Below are 20,034 nucleotides of genomic sequence, written 5' to 3'. Positions count from 1 at the left end.
TGCTAGGTTCTTTTATTGTTTATCATTTACAATACCGCTTCGACAATAAATAATAACCGCAATAACGATCTCCTTGAGCTTAACTATGTCTAATCCCAGTCTCGCTGCTACTTTTGCTAAAGCAGAACAAATATGTCGTAACAATGGCGTCAAGCTAACGGCGAAGAGAAAAAATGTATTAGGCGTATTACTCAACTCCAGTAAGCCATTGTCGGCTTATGAAATTGTCGATTTGTACAGAACAGCACATCAAGAGTCGTTAGCACCTATGTCTGTATATCGTATGCTCGATATACTCAGTGAGTTGCCACTGGTGCATAAGCTGTCATCAGAAAACAAATACCTCGCCTGTTCACACATCACTTGCGATCACGAGCACCAAGTTCCTCAATTTTTAATTTGTAAGAGCTGCGGCAAAGTCGCTGAAAAAGCCATTCAAGCAAGTGTGATAGAGGCATTAAAAGAAAGTATTAACCAAGCGGACTTTCAACTTCTTAACTCGCAAATTGAACTGCAGTGCTTATGTAATGAATGTGCTAATCCAAGCTAAGAGAATTTAGTTTCATCTCGACTCTCTCTAAGAAAAAACCTACAGGTCAATTTTTAATTTCATTTCAGCGGGTTCTGCAATGGCGTTGGTGCAGCAGTGATATCGGCCACTTGCCTAAATAGTGGCGCTGACCAGGCTCACACGGAACGCTAACCCCAAGCTGATTATTGTCATTCAGATTCACAGTCTAGGTTCAATTTCATTAACGCTGCATCAAAGCCGCTAAAACTCACCTGTAAAGAGCATTTTTTGGCTTGCTACTTCTGCGCTGAATAAACTCATAAGGGAATAACCATTTCTTTACCAATGCGCTTTGAATTGAAAAGGCTGAGGGCTCTGAACAGGTCAAGTACTTAATGCACTTGGTATTAGTCCGCTTGAGTAGCTCAACTTCTTATACTGATTGCTATAAGACAAACAAGCCGCTGCTTTCACCACTGATTGACTGCTGTCAATGAGTGCTGAAGCAACGGCTAATGCAGTATTACTGAAGTTAAGGCGCTATATACTTAGCAATTAAAACTGGTACTTAACACTTGCGGTAAAGTTAATCGGCTCACCCGGCATGGTCCATAACTTATGGTAAGAACTTTCAAAATATTGTTCGTTAAATAAGTTATTCACATCGAGCATAAAACTAAACCTACTGGTTAAGTTGATTGCAGCAGAAAGATTTACAAGGGTGTATGCTGGCAAAATATAATCAGGGTCAGTCGTCTCCCCCAAACGGTCGCCTACGTAATTAACCGTGGCGCCAAAGTATGCTTCTTTACCCATAATGTCAGCGTAATGCTTCAATGAAACATGGCCTGCGTGTTCAGCAACGTTAATTAGGCGAGAACCTTTAGGGATAGGGACGCCCCAATCACTATCAATCAAATCTTTAGCTGTTCTGGCATCGGTATAAGCATAGGCAAGCTCAATACTGGTATCATAAGTCAACTGAGTCGTTAGCTGAAACTCAACGCCCTGGCTTTCAACTTCACCTAAGGTTGCAGAAAGCCCAGTGTCAGGCTCAGCAGTTAACATATTGGTTTTACTCGCATCGTAAACAGCAAGGCTACCAGAGAACATGTCTGCAACGTTCTGCCATTTCAAACCAACTTCAAACGATTTAGTTTGCTCAGGCTCAAATGCATTTCTGTCTGAATCAAGGCCTGGGTTAGGTCTGAAGCCCTCAGCATAACTGGTGTACAAGTTTATGTTGTCATTGACTTCATAAACGAAACCAAAGCGAGAAGAGACTTCAGTCTGCTCTTGCTCTTGTGATTCGTTATCCAGCTTATTAAAAATACTCTGTTCAAATTGATCGACCCTGAAACCAAGCAATAGCTTGGTTTTATCCGTCAATTCAATTAAATCTTGTGCGTAAAAACCAAGACCTTTTTGCTTTTCAGAGGTTAAAGTCGTTGGCGATGTTTCAGGCTGATCCATGGTGTAATCAGGATTATTAGGATCAATTGAATAAGTTGGATCACCTGAGCCCCAAGCTGTTCGCCACACTCTGTAATCAGTGTCTAATTTAAAGTCATAGTAATCTAATCCAATCAGTAAGTTATTTTTAAACCCAGCCAATCTGGCATCACCACTAACCTCAAAACGCGCCGATAAGTCTTGCGCTTGATAATCACGCTCTCTTCGCTGTCTTGATAAGGTATTCGGATCGGTATAAATCAACTGTCTACCGTCAGAAAGTTCGGTATCTGAAGATTGCCCTTTAAATGATGAATCTCTGTAAGCTAAACCAGTTAGCATATGCCAACTGTCATTCAGCTGATGATTTAGCAGTAATTGATGCCCAAGCGCTTTAACTGTGTGCGCACCATCTCTAGTGTCACCATAGAAATCAGAAGAGTTAACTGAATCAAAGTCGTTATCTAACACATACACACCACGATCCAACGGCTTTTTCTGATCAAGAATTTCCATTTCATAACTTAAACTGGTGCTGTTAGAGATATTCCACAACAGTGAAGGGCTTAAGTTTAAGCTCTTAATATCAACATGATCACGATAGGTATCTGAATCTTCATAAAAACCATTTAAGCGGTAAGCAACGGTATCGGTAAGCCCTTTAGTATGGTCAAACTCCACTTGCTTTTGATTATAATTACCTAGGGTGCCTTGAATGTATCCTTGCTCTTCAAACTGAGGTTTTTTGGTAATGATATTTACAGTGCCACCAGGTTCACCCTGTCCATACAATGCTGAACCCGGCCCCTTCATGACTTCAATCGTTTCAATATTGGCCGTGTTTCTATTGCCGTTATACCCTCTAGAGTTAAAGCCATTAACTAAGTAACCGGTTGGGTTATTCTCATCTCCAGAAAAGCCGCGAATAGCGAAGCTGTCAAACATGCCACCTGAATTGTTTTGTCTTACGATACTAGGCGAAAAATCCAAGGCATCCATAAAACGGGTAATGCCCTCATTTTTTATGGTCTCAGCGTTAATACGATCCACCGCTTGTGGAGTATCAATCAGTGGCACATTACCACGATATGGCTGCCATAGCCTGTTGACTTCAATGCGCTCAATATCATCATTAATTTCTGAGGTTTGTTCAATATTATCCTGCGCTAACGCACCATTAGACATGATAATTAGTGAATATAAAAAATGCTTCTTCACGTACTTTACTCTTTAGAGTGGGGTCAAATTTGCGCGTTATGTTACAACATATCATTTTTATCGTCAAAGAGACTCTATAACAAATTAACAAAGCAGTTTTAGTAATAAGTGATAGCTGCTAACAAAGGCATGACTATCGGAAACGATAAAACTAACGCTCGCCTCTAACCCCACTTGTATTTACCCACCTTCTAGTTAAGTAATACCTAAAGTTGAAATGAATGACACAAACATGTAGATAACCACGAGTGTCTATGATTAGTACTTCTATTTGTTAGCACTTTTCGCTTTTAGCGTGATCACATGAATCGTTGCGACAAAGTGAATAGTTACGCCAATGTGCAGCAATCAATAGAAAAGTCGCAGTCAGTGTCGCTAGTTTTTCTCCTATTTCACCTAAAAGGTCATGCCCATAAATGGCGCTGATAGCAAGTCCTGTAATACCAAAAAAAGCTAACACCAATACAGCAGTGTCTTTATGGCGAGTACAACCGAGTAATACAGCGATAGAGCTTGTTGGGATAACAAACCACACCATAAGTATGTGATAAAAATGATCACCCACCGGAAGCGCGAGTAAAGACGGGAATATAACTAATAACAGAGGCGCAGCGATACAGTGTAATGCACACAATGCTGAGGCTGTAATAGCAAGACGATCGAGTAATATTTGTGTGGGTTTAATCATATAAATTCTCAAGGTAGTAATTATAGTTAATACCGCAAAGCGATGCGGCTACATGGAAAATGTCGCAGTAACTTAACATTAATCAACATTAGCAAACAATTGATTAGCTATTTTCTCGGCAATATTTACAACCATAACTAAAGCAAAAATAGCAAACAGATAAATAGGCTATTCATTATGGCCGCCTATAATTGGCTTGCTTGGCTATAAAATCTACGACCACACAAGTAACGACAGAACAATAGCGCAGCATTTATAGCCCGGTCGTTCAAATTACAAGCAAACAAACCTTTAACACAGGACATTTGACCACTCAATTCACAAATCCACACATTAACACCTCACAATCTCAACGTTTAAGCCGATATAATTAACAATTAAAATTTGGGGTAACCTAAACCATAGTCACACTTTCAGTTTGCCAGTGTGTAGGAGTCAATATTCATGAGTTTTCTGTCGACATTATCCATTCGAAATAAATTAATCACCGTCATGCTACTGGCGGTAGTAGCATCAACTAGCATAGTGGCTTATGTCGGACAAACGAGTGCAAAGAATGTACTGTCGACTCGATTAGAGCAATCAGACATGCCTAACCTATTGCAGCGTATTCGCAACGCCATTGATGGCGAAATCAACCAAATGAAGGTCATGGCTCAATCAATTGCGTCAAACAGCATGATAAAAATGTGGCTCGATGAAGGCGCAAGCGCAGAAAGCGAGCCATATATCATTCAATACTTGGCGCAAACGGCGAGTGATAACGGCTTTAGCAACGTTTCATTTACCGATTACGACCAGCAAAGACACTGGAACATAAATGGGTTTTTACGGGTATTTAATCCGGAGCGTGAAAAGTGGTTTTTTAACTTCAAAAACAGTGGCAAAACAGAATCCAGCAGCATCTATAAAGATAGCAAAGGCTCCACTGATATTTACTTTAACTACCAACAACCCAATGGTTACGGCGTGGCAGGAGTATCTAAGCCATTCGATGAAATGGTCGATTATCTCAACAGCTTTAAAATAGAACAAACTGGCTTTGTTTATCTCGTCGATAGCAACGGTGTCATCAAGGTGCATCCAAGTATTGATTACAAGTCTAAAAAGACCATTGCCGACATATACCCTTCAATTAATAGTAACCAGCTGATTAACGGAAAAAATTACGCTCATGTTATGTTAGATAAACAGTTGATTGCGTCAAGTTACATTGAAAGTTTAGACTGGTACATCATTGCACAAGTCCCTATGGAAGAGCTATACGCGGGCCTAGACACCTCTCGCAATAACATCATCATCACCTTTATGGCAATTGCTGCATTATTCACCCTTATCAGTATTTATTTAGCTAACACCTTAGTGCGCCCAATAAATCAACTGGCCGATACGTTTAAGGAGCTGGGTGAAGGCGAAGGTGATTTAACCCAACGTCTCAGTGAAAATGGCAACGAGGAGATGCGCCGCTTAGCACAAGGTTTTAATGCGTTTATCGGCAAGTTAAAAAATGTCATCCAAGAGCTTGCGACAACCACCCTAGATGTTAATGGCGCGTCGCAGCAAGTCTATGCAGATGCGCAGCACTCCAAAAAACTCACAGAGGTTCAGCGTGACGGCGCCCACCAAGTCTCGGTTGCGATTAACGAAATGGGCAGCACCATTGCTGAAATAGCCAGTAATGCGTCAGTTGCCGCCCAATCAACCACCGAAGCCACTCAAAAAGCACAACGGGCACAAACGGTCGTAGAACAGTCAAACTCAACCATTAATGACATGGCCACCAACATGGAAAGTGTATCGACCAATATTGTAACCTTAGCCGAAAAAAGTGATGCTATTTCAAGTGTATTGGATGTTATTAGGGCTATCTCAGAACAAACAAACTTACTGGCATTAAATGCGGCTATTGAAGCTGCACGAGCCGGTGAGCAAGGCCGAGGCTTTGCCGTGGTTGCTGATGAAGTGCGCAATCTTGCCAAGCGAACTAGCGATTCTACTGATGAAATTCATCAGATGATAACGGAGTTACAAAACGGAGCTAAAGCAGCAGTGTCATCGGTTCATGAGGGGCGTGAGCAGGCAAAACTGGGAGTTAAGGCGTCACAAAGAACCCATCAAGCCCTTGAGGAAATCGCCATTAATGTTATGCATATTTCAGAGCTGAATACTCAAGTCGCAGCCGCTACGGAAGAGCAATCAGCGGTGATCAATGAGATCAACCAGCATGTGGTCAATATTAGTGACAGTAGCGACAGTAGCGCCCAGGCTTCAGCCAGTATCGAAAACTCTAGCGAAGCACTTAAATCAATGGCAAATGATTTAGATGGTCTAGTAAAACGATTCAAACTCTAACTAAAGAACACAACCTATAACCACCCATTGTCAATCTTATAGCAAGTAGCTAATACGATTGATAATGGGTGTTTATGTCTGCGCTAGGTAGTCTAAGATGAATTTAATACTGTAGCTGCAACCATGGAATAAATAGGGACTGGAATAAGCTTTACCCTGTGCCAGTCGGGGTCCACTTATTTTAAAGCCCCTTGCGGGGCTTGCATGTTGTTAATGCCTATACGGTAACAACTATTGTCGGTGGGGTAATGAAGATAAGACATTATCGTATAGGACTTATCTGTTACTTATTAAGCTTTGCCTCTCTTTCTTTAGCTTCTTTATCCCACTTGGGCAAAATAGTTTTCGAAAAGTTAGCTTTTTCGGCTTCTAACTTATCCATATCTAAGCCTATAGCTTTTTGTGCTTTTTCTTTAGTCAATTAATGATGGATGTCTATGATTAATTGCACACCGCACTCGCCAAAACTTTCCAAATGACGGCATTGATACCTTTGAGAACATGGCTGAAACAGGCTTAAAAGTGATCGACAATGTTGTCATTGAATTGATGGATGGCTCCATTGACAACAATATGTGGGTTATTCCTGTCACTAAAAAATGGCAAAGCGGGGTCTGAGTGCCCCAGCTTTTAAAAAGCAGTACACAACCAATCAGCTTGTATACTGCATTTCAATCGGTATATCTCAAATGGGAGTAATTGTTAGAGCAACTTAACCTGCCATCAACCAATTTAAAGATTTGAAAAGCAATAATAACTCCCTTATGAGCACAACTTTATACTAGTGTTTTCTTAGCATATTCAATTGTGGCTTCTGCCAACTTTGATATAGGTAAAGGCTCTGATAGTTCAACTTTTGCAATCTCACAATCATGCCATTCGCCATCAAATAAGTATTGGAAACTAGCAGCACCAGTTTGCCAATTATCTGCCAGAGACATTCTTACCTTGGTATTTTCTGCACCATTAAGATCTACACCATCCAATACCACCAGAATATTGCACGATGACATAGTGCACATATATGACCATTCGCCGCTAAGCTTAGATAAAACATTTACACGCTTACTGGTTGCCTGGAAGACTCTTCCAAACCCTGTCACCTGTTTACCAGCAACATGTAGGTCCACATGCAACGAGACACCGCCTTGTAAGTGATTGGTAATTTCGTAAGACACGTTAAAAACACCTTGGATCTGTTCTTGTGAGCTTTGTACTTGAGTCATGTGATAATTCCTTTTGTTTGATCGTCTGTAAAATATCCATTTCAACATACCGCTTTGAGTGACAAACAAGCCCTTCAAACTGGTTGTCGCAATACAGATTAGAACAATAGGAAAAATTAACCTTCTGATTATATTCCTTTAGTGGAATACAATTTTTACCCTTACATATCATAAATTTATTTAAACCAACAAAGAGTAATCAGAAATAAGAAAGGTTTAACTTTTGACCTTTTAAAAAGTAGTAGCTACTAAAAAGCAGACTTTAGAAAGAGGCAGGCAGAGTCTGAAGCCTGCCGCTTAATTGAAGTGGACTATAGCTCGCTATACACGACCTGTTCGCCGCCTTGCGAAATAATATCGTCAGCTTGGATCACCAGCCCAAAGCCATGTTCTGCATCCCAAGCACATTCAAAAATCACCCCAACGGCACTTTTGTCGGGGTGATGTAAAACAAAGGCTGAGATTTGCATTAATTTAAAGATATCCCCAGCATGCATATCTTGTTTGTTCACCGCGCCGCAACGTGTCTCATAAAGCTCAGAGTCTTCATCAAACACATCTAGAAATTCAGATTCTTCAAGCAGTTCTTGATAGTTGTTGTTCACATAATCACAGACAAGTGCATAAATACGCTGCTCGTTATCGATGAACCATTGCTGCATGCTATCTGTAATGGAAAGGTCTTCTTGGGTGAGAAACCCAACACTACCGTACGCGTTAAAACCATGCCAAGCACTGTGCTCTGTCATGCCCTCATGCAATTCAGAACCCGCTTTCCAAGTAACATTTAATGGCTTCATTATAGACTCGCAAAAAGTAGAAATTATATTTTAAATAACTGAAAATTAGTATGTAGTTCAAGCACAAACGAGCAATGTTGTTTTAAAGAAACAATACTAGCGAATGCTATAACCAAGCCAGCTATTCTTATTATCTTAATTAGTGATGGGTATTTATGATGGGTTAATCTACATGACAAAAAGCCATAGCGGTTGCTATGGCTTTTGATCTGAATGACTAAACCTCACGCTCTAACACTTAGAAGCGATATTTCACATTGGCGTTGATAGTACGGCGCTGCCCATAGAAACAATCACCGCGAGCTAAACAACTGGTAATCACTGTATCATCAGTAAGATTGTCAACATTGACGCTAATATCGAACTGGTCAAATTCATAACCAATCATCATATCAAACAGGTGATAACTATCGGTTGTAAGGGCTTTATGTGCAACTGTACCGTCTGGCAATACCACATCAATGCTGCCATCAGAAGTTTCGCCTACAAAGCGGTAACCAACACCCGCCTTGAAACCTTGCCAAAATGACTGTGGCCGGTAAGTTACCCAAGTCGACAACATGTTATCTGGCATAGCAGCAAGTTTGGCACCATCTTCACCGGTGGTCGATGAGTGCTTTGTTGAGTCGGTATAGGCGTAGCTGGCATAAACGTCAATCTCATCCCACTCTAACTGCGCTTCTAGCTCCAAGCCTTGAATCTCGACTTCCCCAAGCTGCAAGGTTAAATCAGGACCTGCCGATTGTTTACGGTTTCTATCAGTTATATCGTAAATAGACGCGGTAAACAGATGCTCAGTGCCACTCGGTTGGTATTTAACACCGACCTCATATTGCTCACCTTCTTGTGGTTTGAATGGCGTCCCCACTTCATTAGAACCATAAATAGGCAAGAAAGACTGTGAATAACTGACATAAGGTGCTATGCCAGAATCAAAGCTATAAAGTACTCCGAGTCGGCCGGTAGTGGCACTTTGATCTTGCGTGCCAACTGACGCCGTTTCAGATTCAACTTTATCATGGCGCAGCGCACCACTGATCACCCAGCCACCCAATTTAATAGAGTCTTGCAGGTAAATCCCGAGTTGCTTGCTGTTTTCAGCAGGGGTATCCGGAATATCTGCACTTGTTGGATAACTTTCAGGATTGACGCCATATTTAGGATTATAGATATCAATCAAACCGCCGCCGTTCCAGACAAACAGTCGATCAGTATCAATTTCAACATCTTGATAGTCGATTCCAAACGTCAGGTTATGCTCAACATCACCGGTATCAAACTGTGCTTGTAGGCGCAGATCTGAGGTGTAAGTCTCTGCAGTTGCATCACTCATAGAAATAGAGCGTAGCAATGAGCGATCATCCGCCTGTAATGCAAACGGCCAAGCGTACATAGTCCGGTACGTCGATTCGCTATTCACATAACGAGTTGCCCAGTGAATAGACATGTAGTCATTCAGGTCTTGGTCAACCATTAATGTCACTGCACGTTGTTCAGTATCATATTGGTCAAAGCCTGGCTCACTAACAAAACGTTCGCTCGGGATCTGGCCATAAGGAGCAGGCAATATCGTACCGGCATGGGGGAAGAATTGGGTACTTGAACCGGACTCATTTTTTTGTAGATTGGCTAATACAGTGATTTTTGTACTTTCAGTCGCAAACCAGCTCAAAGCAGGCGCAATAAAGTAACTATTATCTTCTACGTGATCAGTTTGAGTGTCGCTGTCACGATATAGGCCGGTTAAGCGATACAAAAGGGTTTCATCATCATCATCGAAAGACCCCGTCACGTCTGCAGCTAGCTGCTTGCGATCATAGCTACCCGCTTGCGCCCAGATCTCCCCTTTTTGCTCAGCTTGCGGACGTTTAGTCACTAAGTTAATAATACCGCCCGTAGAACCTTGGCCGTAGAGCACTGATGATGGACCTTTGAGGATCTCGATCTGCTGCAGCATATATGGATTGGTGCGCACATTATTGTAATTGCCAAACATCATCTGCAACCCATCTTGGTATTGCAGCGGAGACACACCTCGTATTTGCGCCCAATCGCCACGAGTATCGACGCCATAAGGGCCATTATAAACCCCAGCCACGTATCCAATAGCGTCTTGTACATTCTCTGCGCCCAAATCAGTAATACGCTTTTCAGTTAATACTGAAATTGAAGATGGCGTCTCAATAATCGGCATATCAGTTTTGGCTGCAGATGCGCTGACGTATGAGATCAGCCCTTTACCGCTGATAGTAATCACTTCCATTTCACTATCATCAACTGCATTTTTCTGTACTTGCTCTTCAGCCCAACTAGGCAGAGCAGTAAGGGACATCGCGAGTAGCAATCCTGGGTATTTTAATTTAAACATTTGGTCTATCTTCAGCCTCTTTGTTAGTACAAGCAGAAATCTAAATACGCTAAAAAGGCCGAGATCTTAATGAAAACGATTATCAATCTCAACAAAATTTACAATTAATTCACCGAGGTAACATCGTGAGTTGATGGATTAAAAACAGACAGAAAATGTGAATGATTGGTTTTAATAAGTAATTGAAAGCGAGGAGTAAAATCACTTCATTTACACTGAAAATAATGTTTATTACTTGAAAACCATATAAAAATAAGGTTATTGTTTCGCCAGCTAAAGAAATGCGGCCAAAACTCAACTCTTCAAAGGTGAACGGTGATGAGTATGCGTATCCAAAGCTTCGAGAAAAATAGATTAATCAATGGATGATAATGTTGTTCTTTAAAGGAAGAAAATGACTGACTTTATGGCATCAAGCCTTACAATTTTGCTTTTACTAATCGGTATGTTTGTTGTTTTGGGCGTTATGTCATTGATGCTAAAACGCCGAGAAATCACAGTTAAATCCCCTGTCGATAAAGAAATGCTCACTCGAACTGCAGCCCATGGTCTACAAGATCAAATTCAGAATATGCAAATGGATTTAATGGGCACACAGCTATTAGCAACTTTAATCGTTTCTTTGCCCTTTTCCTATTTTGGTATGAAAGCACATATACTCAGCAACCAATTCCCTTGGGGTTTAGCCCTCTGTATCACCTTAGGCCTAACCTTTGCTGCATACAAAACATGGCGACAATTCTCCACGCTTGAAAAACTTCGTTTAGGTTATACCGCAGAAATAGCCACAGCAAATGAACTGATTGGACTTCAAGGTAAAGGTTATCAAGTATTTCATGACATACAGGCTGATGGATTTAATATAGACCACTTAGCAATAGGTAGAAATGGTGTATTTACCATTGAAACTAAAGGGCGTCACAAGCGGAACCGAGACAGTAAAGCTTCATCAAAAGGTAACGGCAAGAACTATCAATTACGATTTAAAGATGGCCGTCTGTGCTTTCCTTCATGGGTAGAGACCAAACCAATCGAGCAAGCATTACGACAAGCTAATTGGGTAAATCAATGGCTCAGCAAAGCAACCGGAAACCCGGTAACTTCAACTCCTGTTCTAGTATTTCCAGGGTGGTTTGTCACCAGTCAAAGTAAGCCACCATTTCCAATTTTAAATCATAAACAATTAGTCAAAGTACTACCTACCGCAGGTAATCAAGAGCTCACACAACAGCAAGTCGACGCTATCGTTTATCAAGTCACACAACGTTGTTTGAGTAAGAAGACGTTAAGCAAATGAAAATAGTGAATGCGCTTTCCTGCTCAGTACTTATATCGCTAATTCGGCCGTATTTATTTTGACGAACAGCCATATATAAGAATCATAAGTAAGGTATTTTACCAAACGATTGTCGAGTTCCATTGGAGTACCCACATGTTAGATATCAGTTCAGAAAAGAAAATTGCAGTACTAATTGATGCCGAAAATACTCCACATTCAATCCTAGATTTTGCACTCAAAGAAATTTCCAAACACGGGCATTTACTCGCAAAGCGAGCTTATGGCGATTGGAGCACTGATCAACTTAAAAACTGGAAAGCACCGCTCAATGAGCTTGCTATATCTCCCGTACAGCAATTTTCATATACACAAGGAAAAAACTCCTCTGATGCGGCACTAATTATCGACGCAATGGATTTACTCTATTCAGGAAAATTTGATGCTTTTGCATTGATAAGCAGTGACAGCGACTTCACAAAACTTGCCTCACGCCTAAAAGAATCTGAAATCTATGTATTTGGAGTGGGGCGTAAAAGTACTCCAATTGCTTTTAGAAATGCTTGTGACGACTTTATGTATACAGAAGTGCTCAAGAGTAGATATGGTGAAGATGAACCAGATACAGCAGCAAATACCAAGCCGAGTAAATCCAACAATAAGAACAATGCTGTTTCAGTACGCAATAAACTCCGTATGAATACTAAACTCGTTAAAACTTTGCGGGAAGCTGTATCTGAATATGCAGATGCAGCGGGTTGGTCATCGCTTGCATTATGTGGCAGCCTGATAAAAAGGCAATACCCAGACTTTAGCGCCAAAAACTATGGATTTGCCAACTTAACCAATTTGATTGAAGCAACAGAACTCTTCGATGTACAAAAAAGAAAAGGAAGTGGCTTTTCCGCCTTTCACATCTACGTAAAAGACAATCGGAAATAATAGAGCTTCTGTCCGCTAGCGGACAGACCAAAGCGCTATGTGTATGGCAAGATCTGAGTCGAGTCATTAGCGCCGCTAAGTGGTTGAAAGCGATTAGATAGCAAGACTGTTGAGTTCAACGAAACAACGTTTTTCACTAATAATTTAAAGCATTTAGGAAAAGTGCAGTATTTACACTAATAATGACGATTAATACTTGAAAGCCATACAAAAATTAGGTTATTGTTTGGCCAGCTAAGGAAATGCAGGCAAGACTCTCGTCTCTTGTAAAAAGTGCAGGCAATAGAGACACCGCCAACAGGGAAGAAACGCGCACACCTCTCGCATCGATATGCATAGAGTCACGCAAGCATTTGATTTACATCAAACTCCCCTCGAGACTCATCACGAAACTGTGACGAACACGCATATCCCAAAACACCAAATCAGTTAGATTTGAGTAGATTTTACTCTGTTCCCAATTGTTCATAGGAATGATAGTCAAAATGGATACAATTACTAAAGGTTTTTTAAAAGAGTTTTCTGCTAACAATAACTGCAGCCACCTAACAGAACCAGAGGCCTTTGAAGCATTTTGCAATTTTAGTGTTGTAAACAAGGAAACTGGAAATGTAAATTTTGATCTATTTTCAGTATCAACAGGAAAGAATGCTCAAGGAATTGATGGTATTGCTGTAATAGTTAATAACAAGCACTGCACTACAGTTCGAGAGATTGAGGATTTTGTTGAATTAAATGGATACCTAGACGTTAATTTTGTATTAATCCAAGCTAAAACAAGTCAGTCTTTTGATAACACAAAAATATTAAATTTTCTTCAATACGTAAAGCATTTTTTCGATCTCCAAGGGGAGAGTACATTTAATACTGAGGAAATGGAGAATTTTATCGAGATAAGAAATTTTATTTTCGAGCACTCGAACCTTTTCATTAATAAAAATCCTAGCTGTCACTTATACTTCTGTACTCTTGGAAATTGGCAAAGCGAGAAAACTTTAGTAAATTTGATTGATAGTAACAAATCAGAATTAATACAAACAATTACTTTTTCAGATTTAGAATTCAATTCAATTGACGCAAGAGCCATTCAAAACTTGTATCGAAAAACCAAGTCTCCAGTAGAAGCTAAAATTAACTTCCAAGATAGAACATTTATATCTGGAATTAGAGATGTTGAAATGGCTTGTTCAGGTGTTGTTCCATTTAGTGAGTTTAAAAAAATAATAATAGATGAGAATGGTCAAATTAAGCCTGTATTTGAAGATAACATTAGGGATTACCTACAATCAGACACAAACATAGTTAATTCTGATATAGCAAAAACAATTAAGCAAGGTGACTTTGATTACTTTAGCATATTAAATAATGGAGTAACTGTCGTCGCTGAGTCTGTTACTGGTGCAAGTAGTGAAATAACACTAAGAAATTACCAGATAGTTAATGGATGTCAAACTAGTCATGTTTTATTTGAAAATAGAGCTGTTCCTGGTATAGAAGACATAAAAGTGCCATTGAAAATAATTGTAACTGATAACACTGAGATTAAGAGTAAAATAACCCGAGCAACTAATAATCAAACCCAAGTAGGTATCGAGCAACTAGAAGCATTAACTGAATTTCAACGACGACTAGAAACATTCTATAACGCTAAGGAAATAGCACCACTATATAAGATATACTATGAAAGAAGAACAAATCAACATTATAAAAACAACGTTCAGAAATTCAGAATAATATCAATAGAAATCCAACTGAAATCATTTTCCGCAATGTTCAATGACAAACCTCATGAGGTTGCTGGCCATTATGGTAAGCTAATTAAACAAATGGGGGCGGACCTATTCCATGATGATGATTGTTTCGACCTTTACTACATTAGCGCTCTAGCATATTTCATACTAGAACAGCTATATCAGAAAAACTATTTAGATAAAACATATAAGAAATATCGTTATCACTTGCTCACAATATTCCGGTATTTAGTTACTACTGAAAACACGCCTCCAAAAAACTCAAATAAAAAGACAATAACATATTCAAATAAATTTGAGAGTATATTAACCAATGAAGTTTCATCATATAGGTATTTTAAGCAAGCTGAAAACTTACTGATAGACACGAAAAATGGTATCAATTTTCATGATAGAAAAGCCCCAGAAAGAAAAATTGAAACAGATAGATTAATAAGGTTTACATTAGAAAATAGAACTATAAATTCAGATACATTTGACCAGAAGCAATCAATAGGTCAACTTAATTTATTTTGACAAATAATAAGTGGGCAGAGTGAACCTTGTTCCCAATCAAACAACCATAATTGCGTTGCTGGCGATGCATCTTCTAACCTAAAAAACGCCCTGCAACAGACGAACCGAAGGCTCTAGCGCGGAGTTGACTCCTGTCAACAAGCACTGGAGCCAAGCTTCAACACCTCAGTAGCAGCCTAAGCAGTAATTCTCAGCTCCTTACAATGACAGCCCCAACAACCCATGCTCTGCCCCAACACTATTAGCCACATCCAGCAACCGCTGCTTGATCCCCTGCTCTATTCCTACACCCGACTCAAGCAAGTCAGCAACCGCAATAAAAGCAGTCGTTTTTAAGCTCTTGCAGTCATAAGAGTAAGCATAACCTGACTTTACGACCCAGTTTTCTGATTTGAAATCTTGAACTTGCTCTTCAATCGTTCTAACCAAGGTAAACTCAAACGACAAGATACAGGCTTCATCGCCAAACCAATCCGCTTTTAAGGCTTGGAAATTGATCCACATTTCCAGTTGAGTCAGCAAAGGTTTAAGCGAACTGGAAAAGCGGCTATCAGCCAAAATAGTAATAGGAAGTTGCTCTTGCATATCAGTCTGGCTCATCGGTTTTTATCGTCACTTTGTTCTGGTTAAATTCAAGCATTATGAGGGTGATTCTGCTGGCTAATATCGCGTGATGCAACCACTGTCGAATAAACTTTCAACGCAGACTTACAGAACACACCTCTTCCCCATCGAAGTTGCCGAAGTACGTTGAAGAAATAGCCGTAATGCCCACACGGATGTGGGCATAGCTTTCGCGGGACAGGATGTCCCATCGGAAGCGTTAGGCGATTTCGAATAAGTAAGAGGGAAACAACTTCGTCTGGGGCGCTGAGGGATATCCAAAAGGGGGGCAAGCGCTTTCCCCTTTTTGGTCGGGTGTGGGCGAAGCGCCACGACTTTAGTGGCCGCAGGCCATTAAAAAAAGCCCAATAAAAAACGCACCACTAAGGGTGCGTTTCATCATAATTGCGTCACTGGCGATGCTAACTCTTTATGAAAGCTAGCAGCACCGAGCCCACGCACCAATTATTACTCATACTCGCTAACAGGCACACATGCGCACATGAGGTTACGGTCACCAAACACATCATCAATACGATTAACTGTTGGCCAGAACTTATTCAGCTTAACCGCTGCCGTTGGGAACACGGCTTCTTCACGGCTGTAAGGACGTGAATCAAACGCAGGGTCCATGATGTCAGCTAGCGTATGTGGAGCATTGTGTAGCGGGTTGTTGTCCGCTGGCCACTCACCGGCTTCTACCTTGGCAACTTCGCCGCGAATAGACACCATTGCCTCGATGAATCTGTCTAGCTCAACTTTAGACTCAGACTCTGTTGGCTCAATCATAAGCGTGCCCGCAACTGGGAAGCTCATGGTTGGCGCATGGAAGCCGTAATCGTTAAGACGCTTAGCGATATCCATCTCAGTCACACCTGATGACTCTTTAAGTGGACGCAGGTCGATGATGCACTCATGGGCAACACGGTCATTTCGGCCAGTGTAAAGTACCGGGTAATGCTCAGACAGTTTCTTCATCATGTAGTTAGCGTTAAGCAGTGCCACTTGCGTAGATTCGCGCAGACCCTTCTTACCGAGTAACTTGATGTACATCCAAGTGATAGGCAAGATCCCAGCGCTACCGTATGGCGCGGCTGAAACGGCGCCATTGTTGTCTGACTCTAGGCCATGCTTAACCACTGTGTGGCCAGATAAGAATGGCGCAAGGTGCTTTTTAACACCGATTGGGCCCATACCTGGTCCGCCGCCGCCATGTGGAATAGCGAAGGTTTTGTGCAAGTTAAGGTGCGATACGTCAGCGCCGATAAAGCCTGGTGATGTTAGGCCTACCTGTGCGTTCATGTTGGCGCCATCAAGGTAAACTTGGCCGCCGTGCTCATGAATAACGTCGCAAATCTGGCTAATTGTTTCTTCATACACACCGTGAGTCGATGGGTAGGTCACCATGATGCACGATAAGTTGTCCGCCACTTCTGCTGCTTTTGCACGCAGGTCATCCATGTCGATGTTACCGGCTTTATCACAGGCAGTAACCACGATTTTCATGCCTGCAAGTTGCGCTGATGCTGGGTTTGTACCGTGCGCCGATTGTGGGATCAAACAGATGTTTCTGTGGGCGTCGCCACGTGACTCATGGTATTGCTTAATCGCAAGTAGACCGGCGTACTCGCCTTGTGCACCTGAGTTAGGTTGCAAGGATACTGCGTCGTAACCTGTGATATCCACCAACCAAGTCGATAGCTCTTCAAGCAGCTCAGCGTAACCTTGTGCTTGATCTTGTGGGCAGAATGGGTGCATGTTGCCAAACTCAGGCCAAGTGATAGGCATCATCTCGGTAGCAGCGTTAAGCTTCATGGTGCATGAACCGAGTGAAATCATTGAGTGGTTCAAGGCTAAATCTTTGTTCTCGAGACGCTTAATGTAACGCATCATCTCGGTTTCGCTTTGGTAGCGGTTAAACGTTGGGTGGGTCAAGATGGCGTCGGTGCGAACAAGTTCACCTGGCACTGATGTGCTGCCGTTAGCAACGATTTCAGCATCAAGTGCTGCCACATCTAGACCATGACCTGCGCCCAAAATCACGTCAAATAGCTCGGCAACGTCAGTACGTAGCGTGGTTTCGCTGACGCTAACGCCCACAATGCCATCGCTATCGATACGTAGATTAAGACCAGCAGCTTCTGAACGCGCAACTACAGCGGCAACATCTAGCCCTTTGATAGAGATTGTGTCGAACCAAGTGTTGTTAACCAGTTCTGCGCCTTTAGCCGTTAGGCCTGCAGCGAGTATGTCAGCCAAACGGTGAATACGTTCAGCAATGGTCTTCAAGCCTTGTGGGCCGTGAAATACAGCGTAGAACGATGCCATGTTGGCCAGTAACACCTGTGCAGTACAGATGTTTGAGTTAGCTTTTTCGCGGCGGATATGTTGCTCACGAGTTTGCATTGCCATACGCAGGGCGCGGTTACCGCGAGTATCTTGTGATACACCGATAATACGGCCTGGAAGTGAGCGTTTGTGTGCATCACGGGTCACGAAGAATGCCGCGTGAGGACCACCAAAGCCCATTGGTACACCAAAGCGCTGTGAGTTACCAAATACAACGTCGGCGCCCATAGAGCCTGGCGACTTAAGCATCACTAGAGACATGATATCGGCAGCGACAGAAACAACGGCCTTTTTCTCATGTAACTTGGCAAACAGTTCGCTGTGATCAACGATTTGACCGTGGCGGTTGGTGTACTGGAACAAGGCGCCAAATAGTTCGTAGTTAACTGCCTCTGCGGCAGGACCAACAACGACTTCCATACCAAAACATTCAGCGCGAGTTTTAATCACATCTAATGTTTGTGGGAATACATCATCTGCTACAAAGTAGATGTTAGCTTTTTTAGCTTTAGAAACACGCTTAGACAGCGCCATGGCTTCAGCGGCAGCGGTGGCTTCATCAAGTAGTGATGAAGAGGCAAGATCAAGACCGGTAAGGTCCATTGAGATCTGCTGGAAGTTAAGGATAGCTTCTAGACGACCTTGCGCAATCTCTGGCTGGTAAGGGGTGTACGCTGTGTACCAACCTGGATTTTCAAGCACGTTACGCTGGATAACAGTCGGTACTTCAGTACCGTGATAACCCATACCTATGTAGCTCTTGAAGACCTTGTTCTTATCCGCGATTTGACGGATATAGGCCATGCCTTCGGCTTCGCCACATGAATCGCCAACGGCGAGATCACGATTAATCAGAATAGACTCTGGAACAATTTGTCCGGTCAAGTCTGCTAACGATTCAGCACCCACAAAATTCAGCATCTCTTGCTGCTGCTCGGCACCAGGACCGATATGACGGCTAAGAAATAATTCGTGCTGCTCTAACTGCGTAAGGGTTTCTTTGGTCATGAGTAACCTAGTTCCATATTTGCCAGTATCCTGCCTGTAGGGGGCGGTGCTACCGGTCTCGTTGTTTAGAATTCGATTGTTCTGTGGCATGTCTTATAGGTAAAAGGTGACATGCTTTATAACGAACAAAGCCCCAACCTTTAGCAGAGTGGGGCTTTGTTGATTATCGCGACTTACTCGTCGTCGATAACCGCTTGATAACCTTCGGCATCAAGCAGATTTTCTAGCTCAGCGGTGTCAGAAGGCATCACGCGGAAGAACCAACCATCACCAAATGCATCGCTGTTAACCAGCTCTGGAGAATCTTCTAGTGCTTCGTTAACTGCCAATACTTCACCTGTTAGTGGTGAGTAGATGTCAGATGCTGCTTTTACTGACTCTGCTACTGCGCAGTCTTCACCAGCGTTAACGTCGTCGCCAACTTCTGGAAGTTCAACGAACACCATGTCACCCAATAGCTCTTGAGCGTGCTCACTGATACCTACTGTGTAGCTACCGTCTTCTTCTTTACGAACCCACTCGTGAGAAGAAGCATATTTTAGTTCTGCTGGGATATTGCTCATTGGTCTTAATCCTTATTCGATTGTTCTAATTCTGTAATATTATAAGACGTTACACTGATTTATAAGGCTTTTATCAGTTTTGCGCTTAAGCGCAGCGGCTCATGCTTGCAGTTGATATTAACGCTAACCGTCTAGGGTATAAAGTGACGTATACGTCAACGTTACTACTCATGCACGATGTAACCACAAATTTTACGCTGACTTGCGCTATCCATCAATCAAAGCAAGTCTGCTTTATGCTTTTTTCTACTATTAATACGTTAGTCAGTTCGAGCTAAATTGCTAGTAGGTCGAAGTAACCCGTATTAATCCAGAAATCATTATGTGCTGTGGTTAGCCGATATTGGATTCGAATTCTAGGAGAAAGCGCGCAGTTGATAAGTATCAATGAGCACTTTCGACACAGAAGTC

The 20,034-nt window shown here is 41.9% G+C and carries 14 protein-coding genes; 5 read left to right on the top strand and 9 right to left on the bottom strand.

Translation table 11 applies throughout. The features are described 5' to 3' along the window. The first annotated feature begins 85 nt into the window (after window positions 1–85). Window positions 86–550 (top strand): Fur family transcriptional regulator, encoded by a 465-nt coding sequence (locus AB4135_RS09685; RefSeq protein ID WP_371992386.1) that lies wholly within the window; start codon window positions 86–88, stop codon window positions 548–550. A gap of 516 nt (window positions 551–1,066) precedes the next feature. Here the strand turns inward: AB4135_RS09685 and AB4135_RS09680 are convergent. Both AB4135_RS09680 and AB4135_RS09675 read right to left on the bottom strand, forming a co-directional pair. After that, window positions 1,067–3,181 (bottom strand): TonB-dependent siderophore receptor, encoded by a 2,115-nt coding sequence (locus AB4135_RS09680; RefSeq protein WP_371992385.1) that lies wholly within the window; start codon window positions 3,179–3,181, stop codon window positions 1,067–1,069. Window positions 3,182–3,455: 274 nt separating this feature from the next. After that, on the bottom strand, window positions 3,456–3,869 hold the full coding sequence (locus AB4135_RS09675; protein ID WP_371992384.1) for a MerC domain-containing protein: 414 nt from the start codon (window positions 3,867–3,869) through the stop codon (window positions 3,456–3,458). A 444-nt stretch (window positions 3,870–4,313) separates the two neighbouring features. On the opposite strand from AB4135_RS09675, the gene AB4135_RS09670 reads away from it, so the two are divergent. Beyond that, window positions 4,314–6,221, top strand: a complete 1,908-nt coding sequence (locus AB4135_RS09670) for a methyl-accepting chemotaxis protein (protein WP_371992383.1) — start codon at window positions 4,314–4,316, stop codon at window positions 6,219–6,221. Between the two features lie 283 nt (window positions 6,222–6,504). Here the strand turns inward: AB4135_RS09670 and AB4135_RS09665 are convergent, their stop codons facing one another. From AB4135_RS09665 to AB4135_RS09650, 4 genes are all read right to left on the bottom strand, one after another. Then, complete coding sequence (locus AB4135_RS09665) at window positions 6,505–6,642, bottom strand: hypothetical protein (protein WP_371992382.1); 138 nt, start codon at window positions 6,640–6,642, stop codon at window positions 6,505–6,507. Between the two features lie 355 nt (window positions 6,643–6,997). Continuing rightward, on the bottom strand, window positions 6,998–7,447 hold the full coding sequence (locus tag AB4135_RS09660) for a DUF1842 domain-containing protein (RefSeq protein WP_371992381.1): 450 nt from the start codon (window positions 7,445–7,447) through the stop codon (window positions 6,998–7,000). Between the two features lie 311 nt (window positions 7,448–7,758). Continuing rightward, window positions 7,759–8,247, bottom strand: coding sequence for a DUF6985 domain-containing protein (locus AB4135_RS09655; protein ID WP_371992380.1), 489 nt, complete (start codon window positions 8,245–8,247; stop codon window positions 7,759–7,761). A gap of 238 nt (window positions 8,248–8,485) precedes the next feature. Continuing rightward, window positions 8,486–10,615 carry a TonB-dependent siderophore receptor gene (locus AB4135_RS09650; protein ID WP_371992379.1) on the bottom strand — a complete coding sequence of 710 codons (2,130 nt, stop codon included), beginning with the start codon at window positions 10,613–10,615 and terminating at the stop codon, window positions 8,486–8,488. A gap of 394 nt (window positions 10,616–11,009) precedes the next feature. Between AB4135_RS09650 and AB4135_RS09645 the strand changes: the two genes are divergently transcribed. The 3 genes from AB4135_RS09645 (at window position 11,010) to AB4135_RS09635 (ending at window position 15,100) form a co-directional block, all read left to right on the top strand. Next, a complete protein-coding gene (locus tag AB4135_RS09645) occupies window positions 11,010–11,912 on the top strand; it encodes a nuclease-related domain-containing protein (protein WP_371992377.1) in 903 nt (300 codons plus the stop codon). 135 nt (window positions 11,913–12,047) lie between these two features. Next, complete coding sequence (locus AB4135_RS09640; protein ID WP_371992376.1) at window positions 12,048–12,833, top strand: NYN domain-containing protein; 786 nt, start codon at window positions 12,048–12,050, stop codon at window positions 12,831–12,833. A gap of 485 nt (window positions 12,834–13,318) precedes the next feature. Next, on the top strand, window positions 13,319–15,100 hold the full coding sequence (locus AB4135_RS09635; protein WP_371992375.1) for an AIPR family protein: 1,782 nt from the start codon (window positions 13,319–13,321) through the stop codon (window positions 15,098–15,100). Window positions 15,101–15,298: 198 nt separating this feature from the next. On the opposite strand, the gene AB4135_RS09630 is transcribed toward AB4135_RS09635, so the two are convergent. The 3 genes from AB4135_RS09630 to gcvH all read right to left on the bottom strand — a co-directional run bounded on the left by AB4135_RS09630 (window position 15,299) and on the right by gcvH (window position 19,623). Continuing rightward, window positions 15,299–15,700 carry a hypothetical protein gene (locus AB4135_RS09630; RefSeq protein WP_371992374.1) on the bottom strand — a complete coding sequence of 134 codons (402 nt, stop codon included), beginning with the start codon at window positions 15,698–15,700 and terminating at the stop codon, window positions 15,299–15,301. A gap of 471 nt (window positions 15,701–16,171) precedes the next feature. Next, window positions 16,172–19,060: an aminomethyl-transferring glycine dehydrogenase gene (gene gcvP, locus AB4135_RS09625; protein WP_371992373.1), complete on the bottom strand. Its 2,889-nt coding sequence runs from the start codon at window positions 19,058–19,060 to the stop codon at window positions 16,172–16,174. Window positions 19,061–19,233: 173 nt separating this feature from the next. Next, window positions 19,234–19,623, bottom strand: a complete 390-nt coding sequence (gene gcvH, locus AB4135_RS09620; protein WP_020911098.1) for a glycine cleavage system protein GcvH — start codon at window positions 19,621–19,623, stop codon at window positions 19,234–19,236. Window positions 19,624–20,034: the final 411 nt, after the last annotated feature.

This window comes from Shewanella sp. 10N.286.54.B9, assembly GCF_041468565.1.
In the GTDB taxonomy this organism is placed as follows: Bacteria; Pseudomonadota; Gammaproteobacteria; order Enterobacterales; family Shewanellaceae; genus Shewanella.
Note: the sequence above shows the minus strand (reverse complement) of the source record. Positions and strands in the feature narration are given on the sequence as shown.